This is a genomic window from Pseudomonas sp. (assembly GCF_049590575.1).
GTDB lineage: Bacteria > Pseudomonadota > Gammaproteobacteria > Pseudomonadales > Pseudomonadaceae > Aquipseudomonas.
The window spans coordinates 1-26,504 of the sequence record NZ_JBAWDE010000221.1 but is presented as its reverse complement, the minus strand read 5'-3'; the positions used below and the strand labels follow the sequence as shown (position 1 = coordinate 26,504).

The window sequence follows — 26,504 nt, the reverse complement described above, 5'->3', positions numbered from 1 at the left end:
GCAAGGCTGATGTTTTGCTCCAGGCCCGGTACAATCCGGGCCTTGTTGTCTCCACGTATTTGAACAGGATCACTATGCCGGCTTCATTCGTTCACCTGCGCCTGCACACTGAATACTCCCTGGTCGACGGCCTGGTACGGATCAAACCGCTGGTCAAAACCCTGGTGGGCATGAACATGCCTGCGGTCGCGGTGACCGATCAGAACAACATGTGTTCGCTGGTCAAGTTCTACAAGAATGCAATGGGCGCCGGTATCAAGCCGATTTGCGGCGCCGACCTGTGGCTGTCGAATAAAGACCCGGACAACCCTTTGAGCCGCATCAGCCTGCTGGCGATGAACGGCGCGGGTTATCGCAACCTCACCGAGTTGATTTCCCGCGGTTTTATCGATGGCCAGCGCAATGGCTCGATCATCATCGAGCGCGAATGGGTCGCCGAGGCCAGCGAAGGCCTGATCATGTTGTCGGCGGCCAAAGAGGGCGAGGTCGGTATCGCGCTGCTGGGCGGCAACCCGCACGAAGCCGAAGGGCTGGCCCGCGAGTGGATGGCCGTTTTCCCCGACCGCTTCTACCTGGAAGTCCAGCGTACCAACCGGCCCAACGATGAAGAGCACTTGCACGCCGCCGTGGCCCTGGCCGACAAGCTGGGCGCGCCCCTGGTTGCGACCAACGATGTGCGCTTTATCAAGAAGGAAGATTTTGAAGCCCACGAGACCCGCGTGTGCATCGGCGAAGGCCGAGCCCTGGATGATCCGCGCCGTTCGAAAAACTACAGCGAAGAGCAGTACCTGAAAAGCGCCGAGGAGATGGCCGAGCTGTTCAGCGATCTGCCCGAGGCCCTGGAAAACTCCGTCGAGATCGCCAAGCGCTGCAATATCGAAGTGAAGCTGGGCAAGCACTTCCTGCCCAACTTCCCGATTCCCGATGGCATGACCATTGATGAATATTTCCGCAAAGTCTCGTTCGACGGCCTGGAGGAGCGCCTCAGCGTCCTGCTGCCCAAGGACACCACTGAGGACTACGAGGCCAAGCGCCAGGTCTACGTCGATCGGCTGAATTTCGAGCTGGATATCATCATCCAGATGGGCTTTCCCGGTTACTTCCTGATCGTAATGGACTTTATCCAGTGGGCCAAAAACAATGGCGTACCGGTAGGTCCGGGTCGGGGGTCAGGTGCTGGCTCGCTGGTAGCCTACGTGCAGAAGATTACCGACCTTGACCCGCTGGAATATGACCTGCTGTTCGAGCGGTTCCTGAACCCGGAACGGGTATCCATGCCCGACTTCGACGTCGACTTCTGCATGGACGGTCGCGACCGCGTGATCGAATACGTGGCCGAGAAATACGGCCGCAACGCGGTGAGCCAGATCATCACGTTCGGTTCCATGGCGGCCAAGGCTGTAATCCGTGACGTAGCACGGGTGCAGGGCAAGTCCTACGGCCTGGCGGATCGTCTGTCGAAGATGATTCCGTTCGAAGTCGGCATGACCCTTGAAAAAGCCTACGAGCAGGAAGAAATCCTGCGCGACTTCATCAAGATTGATGAAGAAGCTGCCGAAATCTGGGACATGGCGCGCAAGCTTGAAGGCGTGGTGCGTAACGTCGGTAAGCACGCCGGTGGTGTGGTTATCGCACCGACCAAGCTGACCGACTTTTCGCCGATCTATTGCGATGAAGAAGGCGGTGGCCTGGTCACCCAGTTCGACAAGGATGACGTGGAAGCGGCCGGCCTGGTGAAGTTCGACTTCCTCGGCCTGCGGACCCTGACCATCATCGACTGGGCCCTTAAGACGATCAACCGCGATCGCGCCAAGGTTAATGAAGAACCGCTGGATATCGCGTTTATCCCGCTGGACGACAAACCGACGTATACCCTGCTGCAAAAAGCCGAGACCACGGCGGTGTTCCAGCTTGAGTCGCGCGGCATGAAAGAGCTGATCAAAAAGCTCAAGCCCGACTGCCTGGAAGACTTGATCGCACTGGTGGCCTTGTTCCGTCCGGGCCCTCTGCAATCGGGCATGGTGGACGACTTCATCAACCGTAAGCACGGCCGCGCCGAGCTGGCGTACCCGCACTCCGATTACCAGTACGAAGGCCTCAAGCCGGTACTGGCGCCGACCTACGGCATCATCCTGTATCAGGAACAGGTGATGCAGATCGCCCAGGTCATGGCCGGCTACACCCTCGGCGGTGCGGACATGCTGCGGCGTGCCATGGGTAAAAAGAAACCCGAGGAAATGGCCAAGCAGCGCGGCGGTTTCATTGAAGGTTGCGCGACCAACAATATCGATGCCGACCTGGCCGGTAACATTTTCGACCTGGTGGAAAAGTTCGCCGGTTACGGCTTCAACAAATCCCACTCCGCCGCCTACGGCCTGGTGTCGTACCAGACCGCCTGGCTGAAAGCCCACTACCCGGCGCCGTTCATGGCCGCGGTACTCTCGGCGGACATGCACAACACCGACAAGGTCGTGACCTTGATCGAGGAAGTGCGCACCATGAAGCTGCGCCTCGACGCGCCGGACGTGAACGCCTCGGAGTTCAAGTTCACGGTGAACGACGAAGGCCGCATCATTTATGGCCTGGGCGCGATCAAGGGCGTGGGCGAAGGCCCGGTGGAGGCGATCACCGAAGCGCGTCAGGACGGGCCGTTCAAGGACCTGTTCGACTTCTGCGCGCGGGTCGACCTCAAACGTATCAACAAGCGCACCCTCGATGGTTTGATCCGCAGCGGCGCCCTCGACCGCCTTGGGCCGTACTTCCATGATGAGCCGAAGGCTTACCAGGCGAATATCGACCGCAACCGTGCGGTGCTGCTGACCGCCATGGAAGAGGCGATCAAGGCGGCCGAGCAAACGGCCCGCACCCATGACAGCGGCCACGCCGACCTGTTTGGCGGGCTGTTTGTCGAAGAAGATGCGGATGTGTACGCCAACCACCGCAAGGCCAAGGACCTGACCCTCAAGGAGCGCCTCAAGGGCGAAAAAGACACCCTGGGCCTGTACCTCACCGGTCACCCGATTGACGAGTACGAAGGTGAAATCCGCCGTTTCGCCCGCCAGCGCATCATCGACCTGAAACCGGCGCGGGACACCCAGACCGTCGCCGGCATGATCATCGCCCTGCGCGTGATGAAAAACAAAAAGGGCGACAAGATGGGCTTTATCACCCTTGATGACCGCTCGGGCCGGATCGAGGCGTCGCTGTTCGCCGACGCGTTCCATTCCGCGCAGTCGCTGCTGCAGACCGATGCCATGGTGGTGGTGGAAGGGGAGGTCAGCAACGACGACTTCTCCGGCGGCCTGCGCCTGCGGATCAAGCGGGTAATGAGCATGGAAGATGCGCGTACCAACCTGGCCGAAAGCCTGCGCTTGAAGGTCAAAACCGAAGCGCTCAAGGGCGATCAGCTACGCTGGTTGGGTGATTTGCTCAAACGCCACCGTGGCGCGTGCCCGGTGACCATGGAGTACACCGGCAATGACGCCAAGGCGATGTTGCAGTTTGGCGAGACGTGGCGAATTGATCCCGCTGATGGCTTGATTCAAGCTTTGCGTGACCAGTTCGGGCGAGACAACGTCTTCCTCCAATACCGTTGACGGTCAGATATGTCTGACCTCGGCTGAACATTTAATCTCGACCTAAACGCGCCTCTCCCTTAAGGTAGGGCGCGAATAGACAACCGGCTGGCCAGGCACTCCTTGGCCGTCGACCCAAGACGGACGCTTATGAACCCGAATTTTCTTGATTTCGAACAGCCGATCGCTGACCTGCAAGCCAAGATTGAAGAATTGCGCCTGGTCGGCAATGACAATTCGCTGAATATCGGCGATGAGATCGCTCGCCTGCAAGACAAGAGCAGCACGCTCACCGAAGACATCTTCGGCAAGCTGACCAGCTGGCAGATCGCGCGCCTGGCCCGCCACCCGCGCCGTCCTTACACCCTGGACTACATTCAGCACATCTTCACCGAGTTCGACGAGTTGCATGGCGACCGCCACTTCTCCGACGACGCGGCCATCGTCGGCGGTATCGCTCGCCTGGACGACCAGCCTGTGATGGTGATCGGTCACCAGAAAGGCCGTGAAGTGCGTGAAAAAGTCCGCCGCAACTTCGGCATGCCGCGCCCTGAAGGCTACCGCAAGGCGTGCCGCCTGATGGAAATGGCCGAGCGCTTCAAAATGCCGATCCTGACCTTCATCGACACCCCGGGTGCTTACCCGGGGATCGACGCCGAAGAACGCAACCAGAGCGAAGCCATCGCGTGGAACCTGCGTGTCATGTCGCGCCTGAAAACCCCGATCATCGCCACCGTCATCGGTGAGGGCGGTTCCGGCGGCGCATTGGCGATTGGCGTTTGCGACCAACTGAACATGCTGCAGTATTCGACCTACGCGGTGATCTCGCCGGAAGGTTGCGCCTCGATCCTGTGGAAAACCGCAGAAAAGGCGCCGGATGCTGCTGAAGCCATGGGCATCACTGCTGATCGCCTCAAAGGCCTGGGCATCGTCGATAAAGTCATCGCCGAGCCATTGGGCGGCGCCCACCGCGACCCGGCCGCCGCTGCTGCGACCATCCGCGCTGAATTGGGCTCGCAACTGGCGATGCTCAAGAAGCTCGATAACGAAGCGCTGCTGGCCCGTCGTTATGAGCGCTTGATGAGCTACGGTCTCTGATCAAACCCTGATCCGGCAGACACTGCGGTACTAATGTGGGAGCGAGCTTGCTCGCGAATGCGGTATATCAGTCAACATGTTCAGTGACTGGCACACCGATTTCGCGAGCAAGCCCGCTCCCACATTTGCTTGTGTATGCTGGGTTATCGCACTCCAGATTGATGGCGGTACTTTGTTATGAAGCCGGCTCTATCCGCCAGACTCCTTCAATCCCTGGCCCCGTGGCGCAACGCCCCGGTCTGGCAGGTCGCTTTTTCCGGCGGGCTGGATTCCACCGTCCTGCTGCATCTCCTGGCCTCGCTGGCCAATATTCCACCTCTGCGTGCTGTGTATGTTCACCATGGCCTGCAAGCGGTCGCTGACGCCTGGCCAAGTCATTGCCAGGCGGTATGTGACGGCCTAGGCGTGCCCCTGCAGGTGATGCGCGTGCAGGTGCTGCCAGGCGCCAGTCTTGAACAGGCGGCGCGTGACGCGCGTTATCAGGCGTTCGCTGAGGTGCTCGGGGCAGGGGAGGTGCTGCTGACAGGCCAGCATCGTGACGATCAGGCTGAAACCCTGCTGTTCCGCCTTTTGCGCGGGGCTGGAGTGCGCGGGCTGGCGGCAATGCCTGCCTGCCGAGGGTTGGCGAGTGGGCACTTGGTGCGGCCGCTGCTGGATGCTTCGCGTGTTGAATTGCAAGCCTACGCCCAAGAGCATCAATTGCAGTGGATCGAAGACCCCTCCAACGCCGATCTGCGCTTCTCGCGCAATTACCTGCGCCATCGTGTGCTCCCCGCCATCACCGAACGCTGGCCCCAGGCCGTAACGAGCCTGGCCCGCACCGCCGGACACCTGAGCGAAGCCCAGGGGCTGCTCGATGAGTTGGCCGTGCTGGACCTGCACGCTGCCGACCAGCCTTCGGCGTTTCCCTGGCTGGCGTTGCCGTCATTGGCCCTTGCGCCATTGCGCGCGCTTTCCGACGCTCGCCAGCGCAATGCCGTGCGTCATTGGCTGAACCCGCTGACTCGTTTACCCGACAGCGACCACTGGGCCAGTTGGCATTCCCTGCGTGATGCCAAAGGCGACGCCCAGCCCATATGGCGCCTGGCCGATGGCGAGCTGCAGCGTTGCGGTGAGCGCATCTGGTGGCTACCCGCGTCGTGGTCGGAATTTTCCGACGCGCCGGTGAGCTGGCCTGAACCACAAAACCCACTAGAGTTACCCGGCAATGGCCAACTTAGAATAATCGGCAGCGCCCCCGAGGGCCCGCTCGCGATCCGTTATCGACAAGGTGGCGAAAGCATCGTAGTGCCAGGTCGGGGCCGACGCGACTTGAAGCGCTTGCTTAACGAAAGTGGGTTGCCGGGCTTCGTCCGTGGCAGATTGCCGCTGCTGTATCAGGGTGAGCAATTGCTCGCGGTCCCAAGCCTTGCGGGACTATGGACCCTGCCTCCGGGTGACTGGCAATTGCATTGGGTGCCACAGACCTGCGATCAAGGTTTGAGCTGATAGAGCCTTTCCGGTAGACTACGCTCCCTTCTTGATACAACTTCTGTGGATTCGCCTGAATCGCAGCAGTTGCCGATTACCAAGCAGTCTTTGCTGGGCGATTCCAAAAAATGTGTAGCGATCAACGTACCGGTGTTCCATTGCTGGTCTGTCACAACGCGGCGGTTTTTTTGAAAGGTGCACTGTGATTAATGCAGGTGATCGGGGGCTTCGGCCTTCCTTCGCTTTCCCCGGCGGCTCGGACCGCTTTAACGCAGACTTCTAGGGTTTTTCATGACGCGCTACATATTCGTCACGGGCGGTGTTGTTTCTTCATTGGGGAAAGGCATTGCCTCCGCTTCATTGGCGGCCATCCTGGAGGCGCGGGGACTTAAGGTCACCATGCTCAAGCTGGACCCGTACATCAACGTTGACCCGGGCACCATGAGCCCGTTCCAGCACGGTGAAGTGTTCGTCACGCACGACGGCGCCGAGACCGACCTGGACCTGGGCCACTACGAGCGGTTCATCCGCACGACCATGACCCAGAACAACAACTTCACCACCGGCCGTGTCTACGAGCACGTGCTGCGCAAAGAGCGCCGTGGTGACTACCTGGGTGCAACCATCCAGGTGATCCCGCACATCACCGACGAAATCAAGCGCCGCATCATCAAGGGTGCAGGCGATGCCGACGTGGCGATGGTCGAGATCGGTGGCACCGTGGGTGACATCGAATCCCAACCGTTCCTCGAAGCCATCCGCCAGCTGCGCTTCGAAGTCGGCGCCAAGCGCGCGATGCTGATGCACCTGACCTTGGTGCCGTACATCGCCACTGCCGGCGAAACCAAAACCAAGCCTACCCAGCACTCGGTCAAGGAACTGCGTTCCATCGGCCTGCAGCCGGACGTGCTGGTCTGCCGCTCGGACCACCCGATCGACATCTCCTCGCGTCGCAAGATCGCGCAATTCACCAACGTTGAAGAGCGTGCGGTGATTGCCCTGGAAGACGCCGACACCATCTACAAGATCCCGGGCATCCTGCATTCGCAAGGCCTGGACGATTTTGTGGTCGAGCGTTTCGGCCTGCAGTGCAACGGCGCGGACCTGTCCGAGTGGGAAGCCGTGGTCGACGCCAAGCTCAACCCTGAGCATGAAGTCACCATCGCCATGGTCGGCAAGTACATGGAACTGCTGGACGCGTACAAGTCGCTGATCGAAGCGATGAGCCACGCCGGTATCAGCAACCGCACCAAGGTCAACCTGCGCTACATCGATTCCGAAGACATCGAGAACCAGGGCACCGCGCTGCTCGAAGGTGTGGATGCGATCCTCGTTCCAGGCGGTTTCGGCCTGCGTGGCGTGGAAGGCAAGATCACCGCCGTGCAGTACGCCCGTGAAAACAAGGTGCCGTACCTGGGTATCTGCCTGGGCATGCAAGTGGCCGTCATCGAGTTCGCCCGTAACGTGCTGGGCTGGAAAGACGCCAACTCCACCGAGTTCGACAGCAAGAGCGGCCACCCGGTCGTGGGCTTGATCACCGAGTGGGAAGACGCCACCGGCGCCGTTGAGACCCGTACCGAAGCGTCCGACCTGGGCGGCACCATGCGCCTTGGCGCACAGGACTGCCTGCTGGAGCCGGGCTCGCTGGTTCACGATTGCTATGGCAAGGACGTGATCGTCGAGCGTCACCGTCACCGCTACGAAGTGAACAACAACCTGCTGCCGCAGATCAAAGAGGCCGGCCTGAAAATCTCCGGGCGCTCCGGTGATGGCGCGCTGGTTGAAGTGGTCGAGGCGCCGGATCATCCTTGGTTCGTGGCCTGCCAGTTCCACCCTGAGTTCACCTCGACGCCGCGCGACGGTCACCCGTTGTTCAGCGGTTTCGTCAAAGCAGCACTGACGCAACATCAGAAGAAGGCGTAACCCTGATGGCCCAGAAGATCATTCGCGTAGGCGACATCGAGATTGCCAACGACAAGCCCATGGTGCTGTTCGGCGGCATGAACGTGCTGGAAAGCCGCGACATGGCGATGCAGGTCTGTGAAGAGTACGTGAAGGTTACCCAGAAACTGGGGATCCCTTACGTGTTCAAGGCCAGCTTCGACAAGGCCAACCGTTCGTCCGTGACCTCCTACCGCGGCCCGGGCCTTGAAGAAGGCATGCGGATCTTCCAGGACATCAAGCAAGCCTTCGGCGTGCCGATCATCACCGACGTCCACGAGCCTGAGCAGGCTGCCGTGGTCGCCGAGGTGTGCGACATCATCCAGCTGCCGGCCTTCCTGTCGCGCCAGACCGATCTGGTCGTTGCGATGGCCAAGACCGGCGCTGTGATCAATATCAAGAAAGCCCAGTTCCTCGCGCCCCAGGAAATGAAACACATCCTGAACAAATGCGTCGAAGCGGGTAACGACCAGTTGATCCTCTGCGAGCGTGGTTCGAGCTTCGGCTACAACAACCTCGTGGTGGACATGCTCGGTTTCGGCATCATGAAACAGTTCGAATACCCGGTGTTCTTCGACGTGACCCACGCGCTGCAAATGCCCGGTGGTCGCGCCGATTCCGCGGGCGGGCGGCGTGCCCAGGTGCTGGACCTGGCCAAGGCGGGTATCAGCCAGTCGCTGGCCGGCCTGTTCCTGGAAGCCCACCCGGACCCGGACAACGCCAAATGCGACGGCCCATGCGCGCTGCGCCTGGACAAGCTGGAGCCGTTTTTGGCTCAGCTCAAGCAGTTGGATGAACTGGTCAAGAGTTTTCCGACGGTAGAGACCGCGTAAGCGCCATTTCTCCGGTAGACTTTCCCTCGCTTTACGCTCAGGCCTGCGGGCCTGAGCCTTGTCGCCTGCAAGCCTGCCCGGTTGTTCCACCCTTGCGGTCGGTCAAAAGATTTCCTTCAGCTGCGTCGTTTTCGTCAACTTTGGAGTGTTTACAACAATGGCAAAAATCGTCGACATCAAAGGTCGTGAAGTTCTCGACTCCCGTGGCAACCCCACCGTCGAAGCCGATGTGCTTCTCGATAACGGCATCATCGGCAGCGCCTGCGCGCCGTCCGGTGCTTCCACCGGTTCGCGCGAAGCGCTGGAACTGCGTGATGGCGACAAGAGCCGTTACCTGGGCAAGGGTGTACTCAAGGCTGTAGCCAACATCAACGGCCCGATCCGTGACCTGTTGCTGGGCAAGGACCCGGTTGACCAGAAAGCCCTCGATCACGCGATGATCAAGCTCGACGGCACCGAAAACAAAGGCAGCCTGGGCGCCAACGCAATCCTCGCCGTGTCCCTGGCCGCTGCCAAGGCCGCCGCACAGGATCAGGACCTGCCGCTGTACGCGCACATTGCCAACCTGAACGGCACGCCGGGTGTGTACTCGATGCCGGTACCGATGATGAACATCATCAACGGTGGCGAGCACGCCGATAACAACGTCGACATCCAGGAGTTCATGGTGCAGCCGGTCGGCGCCAAGACCTTCTCCGAAGGCCTGCGCATGGGCACCGAGATTTTCCACCACCTCAAGGCTGTACTGAAGGCCCGTGGCCTGAGCACTGCCGTGGGTGACGAAGGTGGTTTCGCACCGAACCTGGCGTCCAACGAAGATGCACTGAAAGTGATCTCCGAAGCTGTGGCCAACGCTGGCTACAAGCTGGGCACCGACGTGACCCTGGCGCTGGACTGCGCGGCGAGCGAGTTCTACGAAGACGGTAAATACAACCTGTCCGGCGAAGGCCAGGTGTTCAACTCCGAAGGTTTCGCTGATTACCTGAAGGGTCTGACCGAGCGCTACCCGATCATCTCGATCGAAGACGGCCTGGACGAGTCCGACTGGGATGGCTGGAAAATCCTCACCGACAAGATCGGCGAGAAAATCCAGCTGGTGGGTGACGACCTGTTCGTGACCAACACCAAGATCCTGAAAGAAGGCATCGACAAGAAGATCGCCAACTCGATCCTGATCAAGTTCAACCAGATCGGCACCCTGACCGAGACCCTGGAAGCCATCCAGATGGCCAAGGCTGCGGGTTACACCGCCGTGATCTCGCACCGCTCCGGCGAAACCGAAGATTCGACCATTGCCGACCTGGCCGTGGGCACTTCGGCAGGCCAGATCAAAACCGGTTCCCTGTGCCGCTCCGACCGCGTTTCCAAGTACAACCAATTGCTGCGTATCGAAGAGCAACTGGCGGGCAAGGCCAAGTACAACGGTCGTGGCGAGTTTCGCGGCTGATCGCTACTTGATGGTAAAGCATGTTAAAAAGTCAGCGGATTGCGTCGGAAAACTCACGACAGTGTGTCATTCGCCGCTAATCTGATGGCTATCAAGCACAAGCCTGGTTTTTCCAGGCTTCGTGCTATCCGTTGTTGTAAAAGTTTTGCATGGCTGTCTTTTTTCACTGGATACCCGATATTCGATGCGCAGTCCCAATTGGTTGTTCCTCGTCTTGCTCTTGTTGCTGGCTGGCCTGCAGTACCGCCTATGGGTGGGTAATGGCAGCTTTGCGCAGGTGAAAGACCTGACCGAGCAAATTGCTGCACAGCATGCCGAAAACGAGGTCCTGCTGGAGCGCAACCGCGTCCTCGATGCCGAAGTACTCGAGCTGAAAAAAGGTACGGAGACCGTTGAAGAGCGGGCTCGTCATGAGTTGGGCATGGTCAAGGAGGGCGAGACCCTCTACCAGTTGGCCCAATGAATCACCGTTCGCCGGCCTTCTGGGCCGTGATTCCTGCCGCGGGCGTCGGTGCCCGTATGGCCGCGGACCGTCCCAAGCAGTATCTGCAACTGGGCGGGCGCACAATTCTCGAACACAGCCTCGGCTGTTTCCTCGATCACCCAGGCCTCAAGGGCGTGGTGGTCAGCCTGGCTGTCGATGATCCCTACTGGCCCAACCTGGCGTGTGCCAACGACCCGCGCATCGTGCGTGTGGACGGCGGTGACGAGCGCTCCGGTTCGGTGCTCAACGCGTTGCTGTACCTGCATGGCCAGGGCGCCAGCGACGAAGATTGGGTGCTGGTCCACGACGCGGCTCGCCCCAACCTTGGCCGCGACGATCTTGACAAATTGCTGGGTGAGCTCGCCGACGATGCCGTCGGCGGTTTGTTGGCGGTGCCGGCGCGCGATACCCTCAAGCGTGCCGACAAGCACGGGCGTGTCAGCGAAACTGTCGACCGCAGTCAGATCTGGCAGGCCTACACCCCGCAGATGTTCCGTCTTGGCGCGCTGCACCGCGCATTGGCCGACAGCCTGGTTTCGGACGTGGTGATCACCGACGAAGCCTCCGCCATGGAGTGGGCCGGGCATGCGCCGCGCCTGATCGAAGGCCGCTCCGACAACATCAAGGTCACCCGCCCGGAAGACCTTGAGTGGTTGCGTCAGCGCCGGGCTTTCCAGGCTTCTTGATGCTCAGCTGCCCACCTGCATAAGCCCGGTCGAGTTTTTGAGCGCCTCTACCAACGCTTGAATGCTGTCGAACGGTACCGTGTCCACGGCCCAACCGGGAGCGCTGATGAAGTACCGGCTGCCCTGTTGATTAATCCTGAAGTCGCGCAAGTCGCCTCGACGTGAGCGGTAGTGAAGGTGTGCCGTGGTCGTGGGGGTGGCCGAGGTGAGCATGAATTGACCGGGTTTGCTTAATTGCGTCTGTGGTGTGTTTGCCAGGAGTTGTGAGGGGCCCGGCAGCGGTGACGCCGGGCGCTGCAAGGTGGCCTTGTCAACCCGCAGCACCAGGTTGGCCTTGACCGTTCCCTGGCCCTTGCCGATGCCCAGGCTGGCAGTGCGCCCGGTGTCGACTTCGATGCCCAGGTGCCCGCCAGCCGTTGCATCTTCTATGCGCAGGCCGATGCTGCTGGTGAGTTCGGCGATCCCGGGAATACCTTTGTAAGTATTGGTATGGGTATCACCCACCAATGCGACCCATTTGCCCGGGCGCGGCTTGGTGGTCTGCACCCATTCAATCACCTCGGTGGCGAAGTAATTCATCATTCGTTGGCGCAAGTTGTCGGCGCTGTCCGGGAGGTCGCGGAGCATGTAGCTGACGGTGCAGTCGATCGGCTGGACCTTGATGCCAGCGTCGCGGGCCTGGGTGACGATATTGACGAACGAGAAATGCTGGTCGCTCAAAGGCGGGTAGATAGTATTGAGGTACGCTTTCAGCTCTTCGGGCATCAATGCATTGCGGGAGCGGTAGAACGCCTTGAGTAACGGCATGTGCACATCCGTCAGCAGGTGTTCGAAATACAGGCGCTTGACGCCTTGGCTGGCCAGCAGCTGCATGTTATCGATCAGGAAGGCCTTGCTCGCCACGGCGCCGTGGCTTTCGCCGATCACCAGGCCGTCGCAGGCGTGCAGCAGTTTTTGAATGATGCTCGGTTGTGACTCATTCAAGCTGAGCCTTGGTAGCATGGGCTGCATCGGTGAAAACGGCCTATTGGCAAAGAACACCTCGGCGTCTTCGGACAACTTGATTCTTTTTTCGAAGAACACCTTGCGCGCGTCCCTTATGGGCTGGGCGTCGCTGCCCACCGGTTCAAGGTTTTCCGAGAACGAGCTGGCGTTGGTGAGCATGCTTGAAAGGGTGCCGCGCACGGGCGGTGGCATCTCGTAGGCACTGTAGAGGGTTGAGTGTTCCGGCCCCCCCAACAATGTGTAGATCCGTTGCCAGGCATTACGAAACGCGCCGCCGCCAGCCAGCCCGGCACGCCGCCAATTCATGTCGGCACTCTGGAGCGCATACAGGCCGGTGGATTGCAGCGTGCCGGGGGCGCTGGGCGACGTCACGAAGAGTTCGAAGAAGCCCAATGCGTTAGGCGTCTTGTAGGTCAGGAACAGGTCACCGTTAATCCTGATGGTCTGCAACCCGGTGGGTCGAATCGCAGGGCTCAAGATATGGCTTTCGGTGCTGCCCGCAGCGGGTGTGTCCGGGATCACTGTGACGCTGATCCGGCCATCATCCTGGCGGGTCGCCAAGCCTAGCCTGGGGCGCAGGTTTTCCAGGCTTCTGACGCCTTTGGCAACGCCGTGAACCGCCACCGGCAGCGCGTTAAGCGCGCCAAATACAAGGCGTTGCGCGGCATGGGGTTTGCCGCGCAACATGTCATCGGCGCCGATCACCATCTCGGTTGCACCTGAAGTCACAAAGCAAAACTCCGCCAGCAGTGCGTTGCCCATGGCCAGTGCCACGGGGATGGCCAGGATGCAGGCTTTTTCCATGGCGTCGAGGGTGTTGGCCTTGAAGGTATCAAGGGGCGAGGTAATGCTGCGCGCTGCCAGCTTGGCGATGCGCAACCGGATCTGCCGCGCCGTGAACTCAAATGGGTTGCTGCCCAGCGACGGGTACGTCGGGTTATTGATGTAATGCTCGGGGTTCCAGTAGTTATTGTGCAGCAGGCTGTTGAAGAGGCCCGGGGCGGTTGCTGGTTCTGGATAGACCAGCATGCCCACCAGCGCCTCTTCAACGCCGCTATACACCAGGCCGGAATCGACGTTGTCCTCGTCGAAGTGGTTGGTCAGCATTTTGCGTTGAGTCGCGTCCCGGGCTGCTTCCACCAGCCATTTGCGCATGTCTGCCGGGGTGTTGAAACCATGCAAGGGTGAGGAGTTGCCGGGGATGTAGAGCAGCGAAACCTGGCTGCGGTTATCGGTGATGGTGAGGATGTCGGTGGACTCGCTATTGTGAATACGCAATACCCGCAGGGTCAGGTTCGGATCAAGGCGGTAGGGCGTGAGGAAGTCTTCCAGTGTCAGGTTGTCGTGGTCTTTGTCGACCCCGATGCACGCCGCCCTGGCTGCCAGTTGCCGCTCTGCCACGGTCAGGGTGAACTCCTGGAACTGCTGCAGATAGGCCTTGGTGAAGGCAATGCGCATCAAGGTGCTGTAGTTCTCCCGATGTTTGTTCCAGAACTGCGTAATGGCCTCGTCGTAGGCTTGCTCAAAGTGGCTTGATTGAACGATTTGCCGGAAAGCCTTGGGTGAAATCTCCAATTGTGTGCTCGGGTCGTAGACTTGGGGCTCGCTTTGCAGGTAGAGCGCCTCATAGCGCCGGGGCGGGATCCAGCCTGACACGATGAATTCTTCGTTGAACATCGCTGGAATACGGTTATCCATCAGGCGTGGCAGCTTGCTGACGATATTGAAGTACGGCGCGGTGGTGGAAAAACTCGTGGTATCCAGCATGCCGCCCGGTGGCGCGGGCGCGTTGCTGATCATGGCCTGGGTCAGCGACAGGGATTGGATGACCACGGCGTTATAGGCGGCGTTGGGATTGTCGGTGTTGTATTCAAGGGTGGTCAGGAAGGTGGTGTCCGGGTCCAGTTCGAGTTGGGTGAGCGGTTGCACGTGTTCACGGATCAACTGGGCGGCGATTTGCGTCGGGACGGGAAAGTCCGCCAGGACCTTGCGGACGAAGTGATTGATACGCTGGATTTGCGCGTCGTTGCTGTTCATGAGTGTGCCTGGATGTGCAGTGGGAACGGCTATTTACCCGGATCCAGGCGCTGCGCAGGCGGTAGCTGTCTATGCCCGATAGACCGGATGATTGCCCAGGCCATCCTTGAGGAAATCCACCAATTTGCGCACTTTGGGCGAAAGGTGGCGCTGTTGCGGGTACAGCGCCCACACCGCGGTATTCGGCGGCTGATGGGCTTCGAGCAATGACACCAGCGCACCGCTGTGCAGGTGTTCGAGCACGTAATAATCCGGCAATTGGCACAGGCCGACACCTTGCAGCGCGGCATCCAGCACCGCTTGCCCGCTGTTGCAGCGCCAGTTGCCCTGTACCCGTTGGGAAAATTCGCGTCCGTCCTGGGCCAGTTGCCAAATGTCCGAGCTGCCGATCAGGCAGTTATGCCGGCCCAATTCCGACACACTGTGTGGCCGACCATACCGAGCAAGGTAGGACGGTGACGCGCACAGGTACATACGTCGCGGTGCGAGGCGGCTGGCGACCATCCGCGAGTCGGCCAGGCGCCCAAGGCGGATTGCCAGGTCCAGCCCTTCGTGGACCAGGTCCAACTGGCGGTTGCTCAACTCCACATCCACGCGCAATTGCGGGTAAAGCGCCATGAAGCGCGTCACCAGCGGCACGATAAAACGCTCGCCATAAGCCACCGCGCAGGTCATGCGCAACATGCCCTTGGGTTCGCTGGCCAGATCGCCCACCGCCCGCAGGGCTTCTTCGCGGCCATCCTGCAAACGTTGGCAATGTTGCAGGAAGGTCTGCCCGGCTTCGGTCAGCGTCACCCGCCGCGTGCTGCGATACAGCAAGCGCGTTTGCAGGCGCTCTTCCAGGCGTGCCACCTGCCGGCTGATATGTGACGACGAAACCCCCAACCGTTCAGCTGCCGCCGTAAATTGGCTGCATTCAGCCACGGCGACGAACTCGTCGATGCCTTCCCAGCGGTTTTCCTGCATGGTGATTATCCCTGTACAGCAATAAAGTTTTGCTTTTGTCTGGATTATTCATCACTGGGCTATGTTTTACACTCACCTCATCATTTTTCAGCCCATTGGAGAAACCTGGATGATCAAGTCCCGCGCTGCCGTAGCCTTCGAAGCCAAGAAACCTCTCGAGATTGTTGAAGTGGATGTCGCCATGCCCAAGGCCGGCGAAGTGCTCTTGCGGGTGGTCGCGTCCGGCGTGTGCCATACCGACGCCTACACCCTGTCGGGCGCCGACCCGGAAGGCATCTTCCCGTCGATCCTCGGCCATGAAGGCGGCGCGGTGGTTGAAGCGATCGGCGAGGGCGTGACCTCGGTGGCCGTGGGCGACCACGTGATCCCGCTGTATACCCCGGAATGCAAACAGTGCAAATTCTGCCTGTCGGGCAAGACCAACCTGTGCCAGGCCATCCGTTCCACCCAGGGCAAAGGCCTGATGCCGGATGGCACCACGCGCTTTTCCTACAAGGGTCAGCCGATTTTCCACTACATGGGTACTTCGACGTTCTCCGAATACACCGTGCTGCCGGAAATTTCCGTGGCCAAGATCGCTAAAGAAGCGCCGCTGGAAAAAGTCTGCCTGCTGGGCTGTGGCGTCACCACCGGCATCGGTGCGGTAATCAACACCGCCAAGGTCAAGCCGGGTGACACCGTGGCCATCTTCGGCCTCGGCGGTATCGGCCTGTCGGCCATCATCGGCGCAGTCAAGGCCAAGGCAGGTCGCATCATTGCCATCGACATCAACCCGGCCAAGTTCGAAATCGCCAAGCAATTGGGCGCCACCGACTGCATCAACCCGAAAGACTACGACCGCCCGATCCAGGACGTAATTGTCGATTTGACTGATGGCGGCGTGGACTTTTCCTTCGAGTGCATCGGCAATGTCCAACTGATGCGCGCAGCCCTCGAGTGCTGCCACAAAGGCTGGGGCGAGTCGGTGATCATCGGTGTGGCCGGTGCCGGCCAGGAAATCTCTACCCGCCCATTCCAACTGGTGACCGGTCGCGTCTGGCGCGGTTCGGCGTTTGGCGGCGTGCGCGGCCGCACCGAGTTGCCGAGCTATGTGGAAATGGCCCAGACCGGCGAAATCCCGCTGGATACGTTCATCACCCACACCATGGGCCTGGAAGACATCAACAAAGCGTTTGACCTGATGCATGAAGGCAAGAGCATCCGCACCGTCATCCACTTCTGAGGTCACCCATGAGCCTGGAAAACCTGTCGTGCCAGAAAAGCTTCGGCGGCTGGCATAAGCGCTACAAGCATCATTCCGATGTGCTGGGTTGCAACATGACCTTTGCCGTCTACCTGCCGCCGCAAGCGGAGCAGGGCGGCAAGTTGCCGGTGCTGTACTGGCTGTCTGGTCTCACTTGCACCGATGAAAACTTCATGCAGAAGGCGGGCGCCCAGCGCATGGCCGCCGAGCTGGGCCTGATCATCGTCGCGCCGGATACCAGTCCTCGCGGCCCCGGCGTGCCGGGCGACCCGGACAATGCCTGGGATTTTGGCCTGGGCGCGGGCTTCTATTTGAATGCCACGCAGGAACCCTGGGCCAAGCATTATCGGATGCACGACTACGTGGTGCAGGAATTGCCGACGCTGGTAGAAGCGCATTTCCCTGCTTCGGGTAAGCGCGGCATCAGCGGCCACTCCATGGGCGGCCATGGTGCGCTGATTTGCGCCTTGCGCAACCCGGGGCGCTATCTGTCGGTGTCGGCGTTTTCGCCGATCAACAACCCGATGGATTGCCCGTGGGGCCAGAAAGCCTTCTCTCGTTACCTGGGCGAAGAGCGCGCCAAATGGCGCGAATGGGATGCCTGCATGCTGATCGGCGAAGCCGCGCAAAAGCTGCCATTGCTGGTGGATCAGGGCGACCGCGACGACTTCCTCGCCGTGCAGCTCAAGCCTGAAGCGCTGATCCAGGCGGCCAAGGCAGCCCAGCATCCGCTGGAACTGCGCTTGCAGCCCGGCTATGACCACAGCTACTTTTTTATCGCCAGCTTCATCGAAGATCATTTGCGACACCATGGTCGTGCTTTGCTCGGTTAATGTGAGGCAAAAGTAGGTAGAATCACGCCCTGAATTAAATCGGGGCGTTTTTTTATGCGTATTGGCCACGGCTACGATGTGCACCGTTTCGCTGAAGGCGATTTCATCACCCTGGGCGGCGTGCGCATTCCACACCACCATGGGTTGCTGGCTCATTCCGACGGCGACGTTGTCTTGCATGCCTTGAGCGATGCCTTGCTCGGCGCGGCGGCGCTGGGTGATATCGGCAAGCACTTTCCAGACACCGACCCAACGTTCAAGGGCGCGGACAGCCGTGTATTGCTGCGTCACGTGGTTGGCCTGATCCATGCCAAAGGCTGGAAGGTCGGCAACGTCGACACCACCATCGTCGCCCAAGCGCCGAAAATGGCGCCGCATATCGAATCGATGCGCGCGTTGATTGCCGCAGACCTGCAAATTGAATTGGATCAAGTCAACGTGAAAGCCACCACCACCGAAAAGCTCGGATTTACCGGTCGTGAAGAGGGCATCGCGGTGCACTCCGTCGCCTTGTTGCTGCGCGCATGAATGACCTGCAACTGCTGGGTCCGCGGGCCTACGGCGAGGCTTTGGGCAGCGCAGTCCTGAAGGCCACGGCTGAAGATTTCCAGGTCGACGAGGTGCTCGACATCCCGCTCAGCGGCGAGGGTGAACACCTGTGGCTGTGGGTGGAAAAGCGCGGTCTGAATACCGAAGAAGCCGCGCGCCGGATCGCCAAGGCCGCCGGTGTGCCGTTGCGTACCGTCAGCTATGCCGGGCTCAAGGACCGCCAGGCGTTGACCCGCCAGTGGTTCAGCGTGCAACTGCCGGGCAAGGCCGACCCGGATATGAGCAGCGCGGAAAACGACACGCTCAAGATCCTCAAGACCGGCCGGCATAAACGCAAGCTGCAGCGTGGTGCACATTCGGCCAACGGTTTCACCCTGCGCCTGACTCAGCTGGCCGGCGACACCGCCGCCATCGACGCGCGCTTGCAGCTGATTGCACAGCATGGCATCCCGAACTACTTCGGCGCCCAGCGCTTCGGCCACAACGGTGGCAACGTCACCGACGCCCGCGAGTGGGCCGCCCGCAAGGCCCTGCCGGAACAGCGCAATGTGCGTTCACGGTTGCTGTCCACCGCGCGCAGCTACCTGTTCAACAAAGTGCTGGCGGCGCGTGTCGCCGACGGTTCCTGGCAGCGCGCCCAGGTCGGCGACCTGCTGGCTTTCACCGACAGCCGCAGTTTTTTCCCGGCCGGGGAGGCTGAGTGCAGCGATCCGCGCCTGGCGATTCTGGACCTGCACCCCACCGGCCCGCAGTGGGGCGAGGGTGACTCGCCGGCGACGGGCGCAACCTTTGAGCTGGAGCAGGCGGTTGCCGCCAGTGAAGCTGACCTGCGCGATTGGCTGGTGAATGCCGGCATGAGCCAGGAACGTCGTATTCTGCGACTGCCCATTGGCGGGTTGACGTGGCATTATCCGTCGCTGGACATTCTGCAATTGGAATTCGTCCTGCCGGCCGGATGCTTCGCCACTGTCTTGGTGCGCGAGCTTGTTGATCTGGTGCCGGTGGGGCAGACGGACAACCCATGCGTATTCTGATATCAAACGATGACGGTGCCACCGCACCCGGTCTTGCCGCGCTCTATGCTGCGCTGCAGGATTATGCCGAGTGCGTGGTGGTTGCCCCCGACCAGGACAAGAGCGGCGCCAGCAGTTCGCTGACGCTCGACCGTCCGTTGCACCCGCAGGTGCTGGCCAACGGCTTTATCAGCGTCAACGGCACCCCCACCGACTGCGTGCACCTGGCAATCAACAGCTTGTTGGAGCAGGAACCGGACATTGTGGTGTCGGGTATCAACCTTGGTGCGAACCTGGGGGATGACGTGCTGTATTCCGGTACCTTGGCGGCAGCCCTCGAGGGGCGCTTCCTGGGGCGTACCGCGTTCGCCTTTTCCTTCGCATCGCGCCAATTGGATAACCTGCCGACCGCTGCCTATTTCGCGCGCAAGCTGGTGGAGGCCCATGGGTCCCTGGACCTGCCGCCGCGCACGGTGCTCAACGTCAATATTCCCAACTTGCCCCTGGACCATATCCGTGGCATTCAGCTCACGCGTCTGGGCCATCGCGCCCGTGCAAAACCACCGATGAAGGTGGTCGACCCGCGTGGCAAGGAAGGCTACTGGATCGCTGCTGCGGGCGACGCCGAAGACGGCGGCCCGGGCACGGACTTTCATGCGGTGATGCAAGGTTATGTTTCGATTACCCCGTTGCAATTTGATCGCACCTTCAGTGATGCCTTCAGTAGTCTCGATGGATGGCTGGAGGACCTGCGCTGATGGCTCGTGAACAAGACGACCTGCTGCGCCGCGGTATCGGGATGACCTCCCAGCGTACCCGCGAGCGTTTGATCCAGCGCCTGTACGAAGAGGGTTTGTCCAACGCCCAGGTGCTGGAAGTGATCCGACGTACGCCGCGGCATCTGTTTGTCGATGAGGCCCTGGCACACCGTGCCTATGAAGACACGGCGTTGCCGATCGGGCATAACCAGACTATCTCCCAGCCCTACATGGTTGCGCGCATGAGCGAGCTGCTGCTGGCGGCGGGGCCCCTGGACAAAGTGCTGGAAATCGGCACCGGCTCCGGTTACCAGACCGCCGTATTGGCGCAACTGGTGGAGCGGGTATTCTCAGTCGAGCGCATCAAGGTGCTGCAGGACCGTGCCAAGGAACGCCTGGTTGAGTTGAACCTGCGCAACGTGGTGTTCCGCTGGGGTGATGGCTGGGAAGGCTGGCCGGCGCTGGCGCCGTACAACGGCATTATCGTCACGGCGGTGGCCACCGATGTTCCGCAAGCATTGCTCGACCAACTGGCCCCGGGCGGGCGTCTGGTCATCCCGGTGGGTTCCGGCGAAGTGCAACAATTGATGCTCATTATCCGTGAGGACGACGGCTTTTCCCGGCATGTGCTGGGAGCTGTGCGCTTTGTGCCGTTGCTTAACGGCCCGCTGGCCTGATCATTTGTGCGCAGGCAGTGAATTCTGCCCGTGAGGATGTGTCTTACGGCGGGGTCTATCGAGTCAACATGATTGACGACAACATTCAACATGATGAATTTTTCGTTTCAGTCGTGTGCCGGTAAAAATCCAATGCCCAGTTATACTTGCGTCATATTTCAGGCCTGATACAGGCGTTCATGTTCAGCCACCACAAAGGGAGCGGCGGGTGAGTCTCACAGGTCTTGCGCAGCGTATGAGTAAAACAAGCTTTCAGCGACTGGTGCTTGGCCTTGTCTTGAGTTCCCTGTTGGCGGCGTGCTCCAGCTCGCCAAGCAGTGGTGCACGGGTGGTTGACCGCAACAGTGCGGCCCCGCAAAAGCCGACGGTCACTACCGGGCAATACGTGGTACGCAAGGGCGATACGATGTTCTCGATTGCCTTCCGTTATGGCTGGGACTACAAAGCCCTCGCAGCACGTAACAACATTCCGGTGCCGTATACCATCCATCCGGGTCAGACCATTCGCTTCGACGGGCGTACCGGTTCAACGGCGGTGACAGTTGTGACAAACACTGGATCTTCGCCGTCGTCGTCGAGCAAAACCACCATCATTACCCGGCCTGCAGGTACCGCTGCGCCTACCGTTGCGAGCAAGCCGGCACCCGCACCGCTGCCACCTGCAGGGCCCGCGCCGACCGGTTGGGGGTGGCCTTCAAACGGGGTGTTGATTGGAAAATTCTCTTCAAACGGTAGTTTGAATAAAGGCATTGATATCGCCGGGGATTTGGGACAGCCTGTTTTAGCTGCGTCTGATGGGACAGTGGTATACGCCGGGAGTGGTTTACGGGGCTACGGCGAGCTGGTCATCATCAAACACAGCGATACCTACGTCAGTGCTTACGGTCATAACCGCAGGCTGTTGGTTCGGGAGGGGCAGCAGGTCAAAGTCGGACAGACAATTGCCGAAATGGGGTCAACTGGTACAGACCGGGTGAAACTGCACTTTGAGATTCGCCGTCAAGGGAAGCCTGTAGATCCGCTGCAATTCCTACCCCGTCGTTGATGTGTTGCACAGCCTGTTCCCTCACGTAGAAGGAACAGGCTCCAGCGTTGCCAAGGATAAAGGCGTCGCTTGAGCTTGAGGTCGAACTCACCAAAGGACTATAACAATGGCTCTCAGTAAAGAAGCGCCGGAGTTTGACATCGACGATGAGGTTCTCCTTATGGAGACCGGCATCGCTACGGAATCGATGTCGAATGAGGGACCTGCTGTACCTTCAGTTCGCACCAAATCCAAGAACTCCACCGCGTTAAAGCAACACAAATACATTGATTACACACGGGCGCTCGATGCCACCCAGCTGTACCTCAATGAAATCGGCTTTTCCCCTCTGCTTACCCCCGAAGAAGAAGTCCATTTTGCGCGCTTGTCGCAAAAAGGCGATCCGGCTGGGCGCAAGCGCATGATTGAAAGTAACCTGCGCCTGGTGGTGAAAATCGCCCGACGCTACGTCAATCGTGGGCTGTCGCTGCTGGACCTGATCGAGGAGGGCAACCTGGGCTTGATCCGGGCCGTGGAGAAGTTCGACCCGGAGCGGGGCTTCCGCTTTTCTACCTATGCCACCTGGTGGATCCGCCAGACCATCGAACGGGCGATCATGAATCAGACCCGTACGATCCGGCTGCCGATCCATGTGGTCAAGGAGCTCAACGTTTACCTGCGGGCGGCGCGTGAGCTTACACAAAAACTCGATCATGAACCTTCGCCCGAAGAAATCGCCAACCTGCTGGAAAAACCGGTAGGAGAGGTCAAGCGTATGCTTGGCCTTAACGAGCGGGTGTCGTCGGTCGACGTCTCGCTGGGTCCGGATTCGGATAAAACCCTGTTGGACACCCTGACGGATGATCGCCCTACAGATCCCTGCGAGCTGTTGCAGGACGATGATCTTTCCCAAAGTATTGACCAGTGGCTGTCGGAACTCACGGACAAGCAGCGTGAGGTGGTGATTCGCCGCTTCGGCCTGCGCGGCCATGAGAGCAGCACCCTGGAAGACGTAGGCCTGGAGATCGGCCTGACCCGTGAGCGGGTGCGGCAAATCCAGGTAGAAGGGCTCAAGCGCTTGCGTGAGATCCTGGAGAAGAACGGCTTGTCGAGTGAGTCGTTGTTTCAATAACGACGCAGCTTGAATGTGGGAGGGGGCGTGCCCCCGATGGCAGTGGAACAGTCATTAAAAAATCGACTGAACCACCGCTATCGGGGGCAAGCCCCCTCCCTTATTTTTTGTGCCTGACCATGACGCTGGCGGTAGCGCCGAATTGCCGAATTACAGGCATAAAAAAACCCCGCTTTGAGGGCGGGGTTTTTTCGACTAAGTCAGTACAAGTTAGATAACTTGAACTTCTTCAGCTTGCATGCCTTTCTGACCGCGGGTAGCGATGAAAGAAACCTGTTGGCCTTCTTTCAGGCTTTTGAAGCCGTCGGATTGGATAGCTTTGAAGTGAACGAACAGGTCGTCACCGGATTGTGGAGTGATGAAGCCGAAGCCTTTTTCATCGTTGAACCACTTAACGGTACCAGTTTGGCGATTAGACATGGTGTAACTCCTTGAACAAAGTTAACTGCGACTCAGGAAAAGCCCTGGCCGAGACTGAGTGCAAAGAGCAGGAAAAATTCTTGGAGATGGTTGGATCGAAATTCAACATATCGTGTAGAGATTCTCAGTGACACAAGCAACACAGTGACGTCACCTTAACCGTTTTTCCGGGATGTGCCAATGGTATTTCCGAAGGTTTCTCTATTTTCGTGACTGGCGGTGGTATTTACAGTCACCGGCTGCGGCAACCGGGCCCCGGCCCCGCTGGCTGCGGCTTATAGCGGCGGGCGCATTCGTCAGACATTCATCAACAAAAGCCCCGGGCCCTTTGAACCACAACGCCGGCCCCGGTAAGATGCCCAACAGAATTTTTCCACCTCGCTATTCAGGACACCCGCCATGAGCATCAAATCGGACAAGTGGATTCGCCGCATGGCGCAAGAGCACGGCATGATCGAGCCCTTCGTCGAGCGCCAGATTCGTGGCGAAGGCGACGAGCGCGTGATTTCCTACGGGGTTTCCAGCTACGGCTACGATGTGCGCTGTGCCGATGAGTTCAAGGTGTTCACCAACATCAACTCGGCGATCGTCGATCCGAAAAACTTCGACGAAAAGAGCTTCGTCGACGTAAAAAGCGACGTGTGCATCATCCCGCCAAACTCCTTCGCCCTGGCGCGTACCGTGGAGTTCTTCCGCATTCCACGCGACGTGTTGACTATATGCCTGGGTAAAAGCACTTACGCGCGCTGCGGCATTATCGTCAACGTCACGCCGCTTGAGCCGGAATGGGAAGGCCACGTTACCCTGGAGTTCTCCAACACCACTACGTTGCCGGCGAAGATCTACGCCAATGAAGGCGTGGCGCAGATGCTGTTCCTGCAGTCCGATGAAGCCTGTGAAGTGTCCTACAAAGACCGCGCCGGCAAGTACCAGGGCCAGCGCGGCGTCACTCTCCCACGCGCTTGATCGAAAGGTCCTACACGCCAAGGGAATTAGTCTGCGGAAAGTGACTCTATTGGGTGTACTGCCTCGGCGCGTGCAAAACGCGCCGGGCCACGCTTGAGGAGTACCTTATGAAGATCGACCCGCGAATCAGCGCCGAACTTGCCCGACTTGAACCCAACCAGATTGGCGTTCTGGCCTGGTCCCTGATGGCCGACCCCGCCTATGCGGGCGGCATTCCCGGCCAACCCGATGAAGACTACCCACAGCCCACCGAACCCGGTGTGCCAACCATTCCAGATGAGCCGCCACCCGCGCCTGTCGCCTGACCTGGCAGGGTAGGAGCCCGGTCAGTCCCTTAGCGGACTGGCCAGACTTCCTGATCGCCGATCACATAGATCCGGTGCTCATTCTCGGCTTCCACTGCATAGCCTCCCGTAAAGGCTCCAAACGCCGGTAGCAGACTTACCCGCGTTCCGATCTGGAAGCACGGCAGGCGCAATCGCTGCCGGCCCCTGCCGCGCAGGTGATAAACCGGATGCACATGCCCTGCCAGCACGTGGTGGCTGGGATGGGCGTCGGGTTCGTGTTGTAGCGCGAACGGACCCAGCAGAAGAGGCTCCGGCACCACTTCAATGTTCAGGTCCGCAGGCGGGTCGCCAGCGCGTTTGTCGTGATTACCGCGAATCAGGGTCATGGGCAGTGTGGGATGCCGGGCGCGCCAGCCGCGCAACGCGCTCAGGGTGCCACTGGCATGCGAGCCGGGGCCGTGCAGAAAGTCACCGAGAAAGATCACCTGGGTGCATGGCAAAGCCGTTATCAGCCGTTCCAGCCGCTGCAGGTTCTCGGTAGTGGTGCCTTGGGGCACCGGCTGCCCCAGGCTGCGATAGGCTGACGCCTTGCCAAAATGCGCATCGGCGATCAGCAGGCACTGGCGTACTGGCCAATACACGGCCTTGTCTGCCATCAGCCACAGCTCTTCGCCCTCAAGTGTCAGTGTGCAATGCATCAGCGCTTCCCGTTATCCGCGACTTTTTCCAGGTCCTTGACCATCCGCGCAATGCGCTCCGAGAGTTTTTCCGAACTCATGCTTTCGCGCATTCGTTCCACCAGCAGGGGAAAGGCCAGGGGCGTAGGCCGTTCGATGCGGTGCAGGTTCAGTTTCAGTGCCGACAGATGACGCAACGTCTGTTCCAGCCGACGAATATCCAACTCATCACGCAGGACTTCTTCCCCGGCCTGGGTCAGCAACAGGTTCTGCGGGTCATATTGCTTGAACACCTCGAAGAACAACCCACTGGACGCCTGCACCTGGCGTGTACTTTTTGGCGCCCCGGGGTAACCGGCGAACACCAGCCCGGCGATACGTGCGATCTCGCGAAAGCGCCGCAAGGCCAGCTCCCCGGCGTTCAAGCTGGCGATCACGTCTTCGAGCAAATGCTCGGGGCTCAGCAGCGCTTCGTTCAATAAAACCGGCCAATCCACCGGGGTGGCGCTCAACAGCTCCAGGCCGTAATCGTTCACCGCAATCGAAAAGGTCACCGGCTGGCGCTGGCTGACCCGCCACGCCAGTAGACTCGCAAGCCCCAGATGAACCTGGCGCCCGGCGAAGGGGTACAAAAACAGGTGCCATCCCTCCCGCGACTTTAAATCTTCGGCCAGCAAATGTTCGCGCGTCGGCAGGCCCGACCAGCGCAACTGCGTCTGCAACAAAGGTTGCACCGCCTGCATTTCCGGGCCCTCGTAATGCCCATGCGCTGCGGCGTCGAAGCGTTCCACCACGGCTTGCGCCAACTCATTGGAAAGCGGCATGCGCCCGCCATTCCAGCGCGGCACGGCGGCTTTTTTGGCGGTGCTGCGGCGCACGTAGGCGGTCATGTTTTCGACCCGCACCAACTCCAGCAAACGCCCGGCAAACAAAAAACCATCACCGGGCTTGAGTCGCGCAATAAAACCTTCCTCGACACTGCCCAGGTTTTTGCCGCCGCCGCCCTTGCTCCAGAATTTCAGCTGGATACTCGCGTCGCTGACAATAGTCCCCACGCTCATGCGATGGCGGCGCGCCAGCCGGGCGTCGGGGACGCGCCAGATGCCGTGCTCGTCGGGCTCCACGCGGCGGTAATCCGGGTAGGCGGTCAGCGACAGGCCACCATGGCGCACGAACCCCAGGGCCCAGGCCCAATCAGCGTCGGTGAGGTCGCGGTAGGCCCAGGCCTCGCGGACTTCCGCCAGCAAGGCGTCGGGGGTAAAGCCGCCGCCCAGGGCCATGCTCACCAGATGCTGTACGAGCACATCCAACGGCTTGTAAGGCGATTCCCGCGCTTCAATGCGGCGCTGGGTAATTGCGTCCTGCGCCGCCGCCGCTTCCACC

The 26,504-nt window shown here is 60.1% G+C and carries 22 protein-coding genes and 1 pseudogene; 18 read left to right on the top strand and 5 right to left on the bottom strand.

Annotated elements, in window-relative coordinates; genetic code table 11:
• Nucleotides 1–74: 74 nt before the first annotated feature.
• The 8 genes from dnaE to ispD all read left to right on the top strand — a co-directional run bounded on the left by dnaE (nt 75) and on the right by ispD (nt 11,534).
• On the top strand, nt 75–3,596 hold the full coding sequence (gene dnaE / locus WBR57_RS14805) for a DNA polymerase III subunit alpha (RefSeq protein ID WP_424084452.1): 3,522 nt from the start codon (nt 75–77) through the stop codon (nt 3,594–3,596).
• A gap of 129 nt (nt 3,597–3,725) precedes the next feature.
• Nucleotides 3,726–4,673, top strand: coding sequence for an acetyl-CoA carboxylase carboxyltransferase subunit alpha (locus WBR57_RS14800; RefSeq protein WP_003172288.1), 948 nt, complete (start codon nt 3,726–3,728; stop codon nt 4,671–4,673).
• A 177-nt stretch (nt 4,674–4,850) separates the two neighbouring features.
• On the top strand, nt 4,851–6,161 hold the full coding sequence (gene tilS, locus WBR57_RS14795; RefSeq protein ID WP_424084451.1) for a tRNA lysidine(34) synthetase TilS: 1,311 nt from the start codon (nt 4,851–4,853) through the stop codon (nt 6,159–6,161).
• Nucleotides 6,162–6,434: 273 nt separating this feature from the next.
• Nucleotides 6,435–8,066: a CTP synthase gene (locus WBR57_RS14790; protein ID WP_010212443.1), complete on the top strand. Its 1,632-nt coding sequence runs from the start codon at nt 6,435–6,437 to the stop codon at nt 8,064–8,066.
• A 5-nt stretch (nt 8,067–8,071) separates the two neighbouring features.
• Nucleotides 8,072–8,917, top strand: a complete 846-nt coding sequence (gene kdsA, locus WBR57_RS14785) for a 3-deoxy-8-phosphooctulonate synthase (protein ID WP_010563535.1) — start codon at nt 8,072–8,074, stop codon at nt 8,915–8,917.
• A 157-nt stretch (nt 8,918–9,074) separates the two neighbouring features.
• Nucleotides 9,075–10,364: a phosphopyruvate hydratase gene (eno, locus tag WBR57_RS14780; RefSeq protein ID WP_424084450.1), complete on the top strand. Its 1,290-nt coding sequence runs from the start codon at nt 9,075–9,077 to the stop codon at nt 10,362–10,364.
• A gap of 184 nt (nt 10,365–10,548) precedes the next feature.
• A complete protein-coding gene (gene ftsB, locus WBR57_RS14775; protein ID WP_049709653.1) occupies nt 10,549–10,827 on the top strand; it encodes a cell division protein FtsB in 279 nt (92 codons plus the stop codon).
• Complete coding sequence (gene ispD / locus WBR57_RS14770) at nt 10,824–11,534, top strand: 2-C-methyl-D-erythritol 4-phosphate cytidylyltransferase (protein ID WP_424084449.1); 711 nt, start codon at nt 10,824–10,826, stop codon at nt 11,532–11,534. Before ftsB ends, ispD begins: the two co-directional genes overlap by 4 nt.
• Nucleotides 11,535–11,537: 3 nt before the next feature.
• On the opposite strand, the gene WBR57_RS14765 is transcribed toward ispD, so the two are convergent.
• Both WBR57_RS14765 and WBR57_RS14760 read right to left on the bottom strand, forming a co-directional pair.
• The gene (locus tag WBR57_RS14765; protein ID WP_424084448.1) at nt 11,538–14,576 is read right to left on the bottom strand and encodes a membrane-targeted effector domain-containing toxin; all 3,039 of its coding nucleotides are present in this window, start codon (nt 14,574–14,576) and stop codon (nt 11,538–11,540) included.
• Nucleotides 14,577–14,645: 69 nt separating this feature from the next.
• Nucleotides 14,646–15,542, bottom strand: a complete 897-nt coding sequence (locus WBR57_RS14760; protein WP_424084447.1) for a LysR substrate-binding domain-containing protein — start codon at nt 15,540–15,542, stop codon at nt 14,646–14,648.
• 109 nt (nt 15,543–15,651) lie between these two features.
• Between WBR57_RS14760 and WBR57_RS14755 the strand changes: the two genes are divergently transcribed.
• The 8 genes from WBR57_RS14755 to rpoS all read left to right on the top strand — a co-directional run bounded on the left by WBR57_RS14755 (nt 15,652) and on the right by rpoS (nt 22,771).
• On the top strand, nt 15,652–16,764 hold the full coding sequence (locus tag WBR57_RS14755) for an S-(hydroxymethyl)glutathione dehydrogenase/class III alcohol dehydrogenase (protein ID WP_424084446.1): 1,113 nt from the start codon (nt 15,652–15,654) through the stop codon (nt 16,762–16,764).
• A gap of 8 nt (nt 16,765–16,772) precedes the next feature.
• Nucleotides 16,773–17,618 (top strand): S-formylglutathione hydrolase, encoded by an 846-nt coding sequence (gene fghA / locus WBR57_RS14750; protein WP_424084445.1) that lies wholly within the window; start codon nt 16,773–16,775, stop codon nt 17,616–17,618.
• Nucleotides 17,619–17,672: 54 nt separating this feature from the next.
• On the top strand, nt 17,673–18,146 hold the full coding sequence (gene ispF, locus WBR57_RS14745) for a 2-C-methyl-D-erythritol 2,4-cyclodiphosphate synthase (protein ID WP_424084444.1): 474 nt from the start codon (nt 17,673–17,675) through the stop codon (nt 18,144–18,146).
• The gene (gene truD, locus WBR57_RS14740; RefSeq protein WP_424084443.1) at nt 18,143–19,201 is read left to right on the top strand and encodes a tRNA pseudouridine(13) synthase TruD; all 1,059 of its coding nucleotides are present in this window, start codon (nt 18,143–18,145) and stop codon (nt 19,199–19,201) included. The genes ispF and truD overlap by 4 nt, the downstream gene beginning before the upstream one ends.
• On the top strand, nt 19,189–19,938 hold the full coding sequence (gene surE, locus WBR57_RS14735) for a 5'/3'-nucleotidase SurE (RefSeq protein ID WP_424084442.1): 750 nt from the start codon (nt 19,189–19,191) through the stop codon (nt 19,936–19,938). The genes truD and surE overlap by 13 nt, the downstream gene beginning before the upstream one ends.
• A 41-nt stretch (nt 19,939–19,979) precedes the next feature.
• On the top strand, nt 19,980–20,615 hold the full coding sequence (locus tag WBR57_RS14730) for a protein-L-isoaspartate(D-aspartate) O-methyltransferase (protein ID WP_177343936.1): 636 nt from the start codon (nt 19,980–19,982) through the stop codon (nt 20,613–20,615).
• Between the two features lie 208 nt (nt 20,616–20,823).
• Nucleotides 20,824–21,660: a peptidoglycan DD-metalloendopeptidase family protein gene (locus WBR57_RS14725; protein ID WP_424084441.1), complete on the top strand. Its 837-nt coding sequence runs from the start codon at nt 20,824–20,826 to the stop codon at nt 21,658–21,660.
• A gap of 106 nt (nt 21,661–21,766) precedes the next feature.
• Complete coding sequence (gene rpoS, locus WBR57_RS14720; protein ID WP_025855149.1) at nt 21,767–22,771, top strand: RNA polymerase sigma factor RpoS; 1,005 nt, start codon at nt 21,767–21,769, stop codon at nt 22,769–22,771.
• Between the two features lie 210 nt (nt 22,772–22,981).
• Here rpoS and WBR57_RS14715 read toward each other — a convergent pair whose 3' ends face one another.
• Nucleotides 22,982–23,191: a cold-shock protein gene (locus tag WBR57_RS14715; protein ID WP_002554837.1), complete on the bottom strand. Its 210-nt coding sequence runs from the start codon at nt 23,189–23,191 to the stop codon at nt 22,982–22,984.
• A 399-nt stretch (nt 23,192–23,590) separates the two neighbouring features.
• Here WBR57_RS14715 and dcd point away from each other — a divergent pair, with 399 nt between their 5' ends.
• Nucleotides 23,591–24,157 carry a dCTP deaminase gene (gene dcd / locus WBR57_RS14710; RefSeq protein ID WP_003189215.1) on the top strand — a complete coding sequence of 189 codons (567 nt, stop codon included), beginning with the start codon at nt 23,591–23,593 and terminating at the stop codon, nt 24,155–24,157.
• Between the two features lie 107 nt (nt 24,158–24,264).
• On the top strand, nt 24,265–24,462 hold the full coding sequence (locus WBR57_RS14705) for a hypothetical protein (protein ID WP_083359791.1): 198 nt from the start codon (nt 24,265–24,267) through the stop codon (nt 24,460–24,462).
• 29 nt (nt 24,463–24,491) lie between these two features.
• Here the strand turns inward: WBR57_RS14705 and pdeM are convergent, their stop codons facing one another.
• Both pdeM and WBR57_RS14695 read right to left on the bottom strand, forming a co-directional pair.
• Entirely contained in the window at nt 24,492–25,142 is a 651-nt protein-coding gene (gene pdeM, locus WBR57_RS14700) for a ligase-associated DNA damage response endonuclease PdeM (RefSeq protein ID WP_424084440.1), read from the bottom strand.
• Nucleotides 25,142–26,504: pseudogene (locus tag WBR57_RS14695) on the bottom strand (DNA ligase-associated DEXH box helicase); the annotation flags it as partial. The pseudogene WBR57_RS14695 and the gene pdeM, both read right to left, overlap by 1 nt.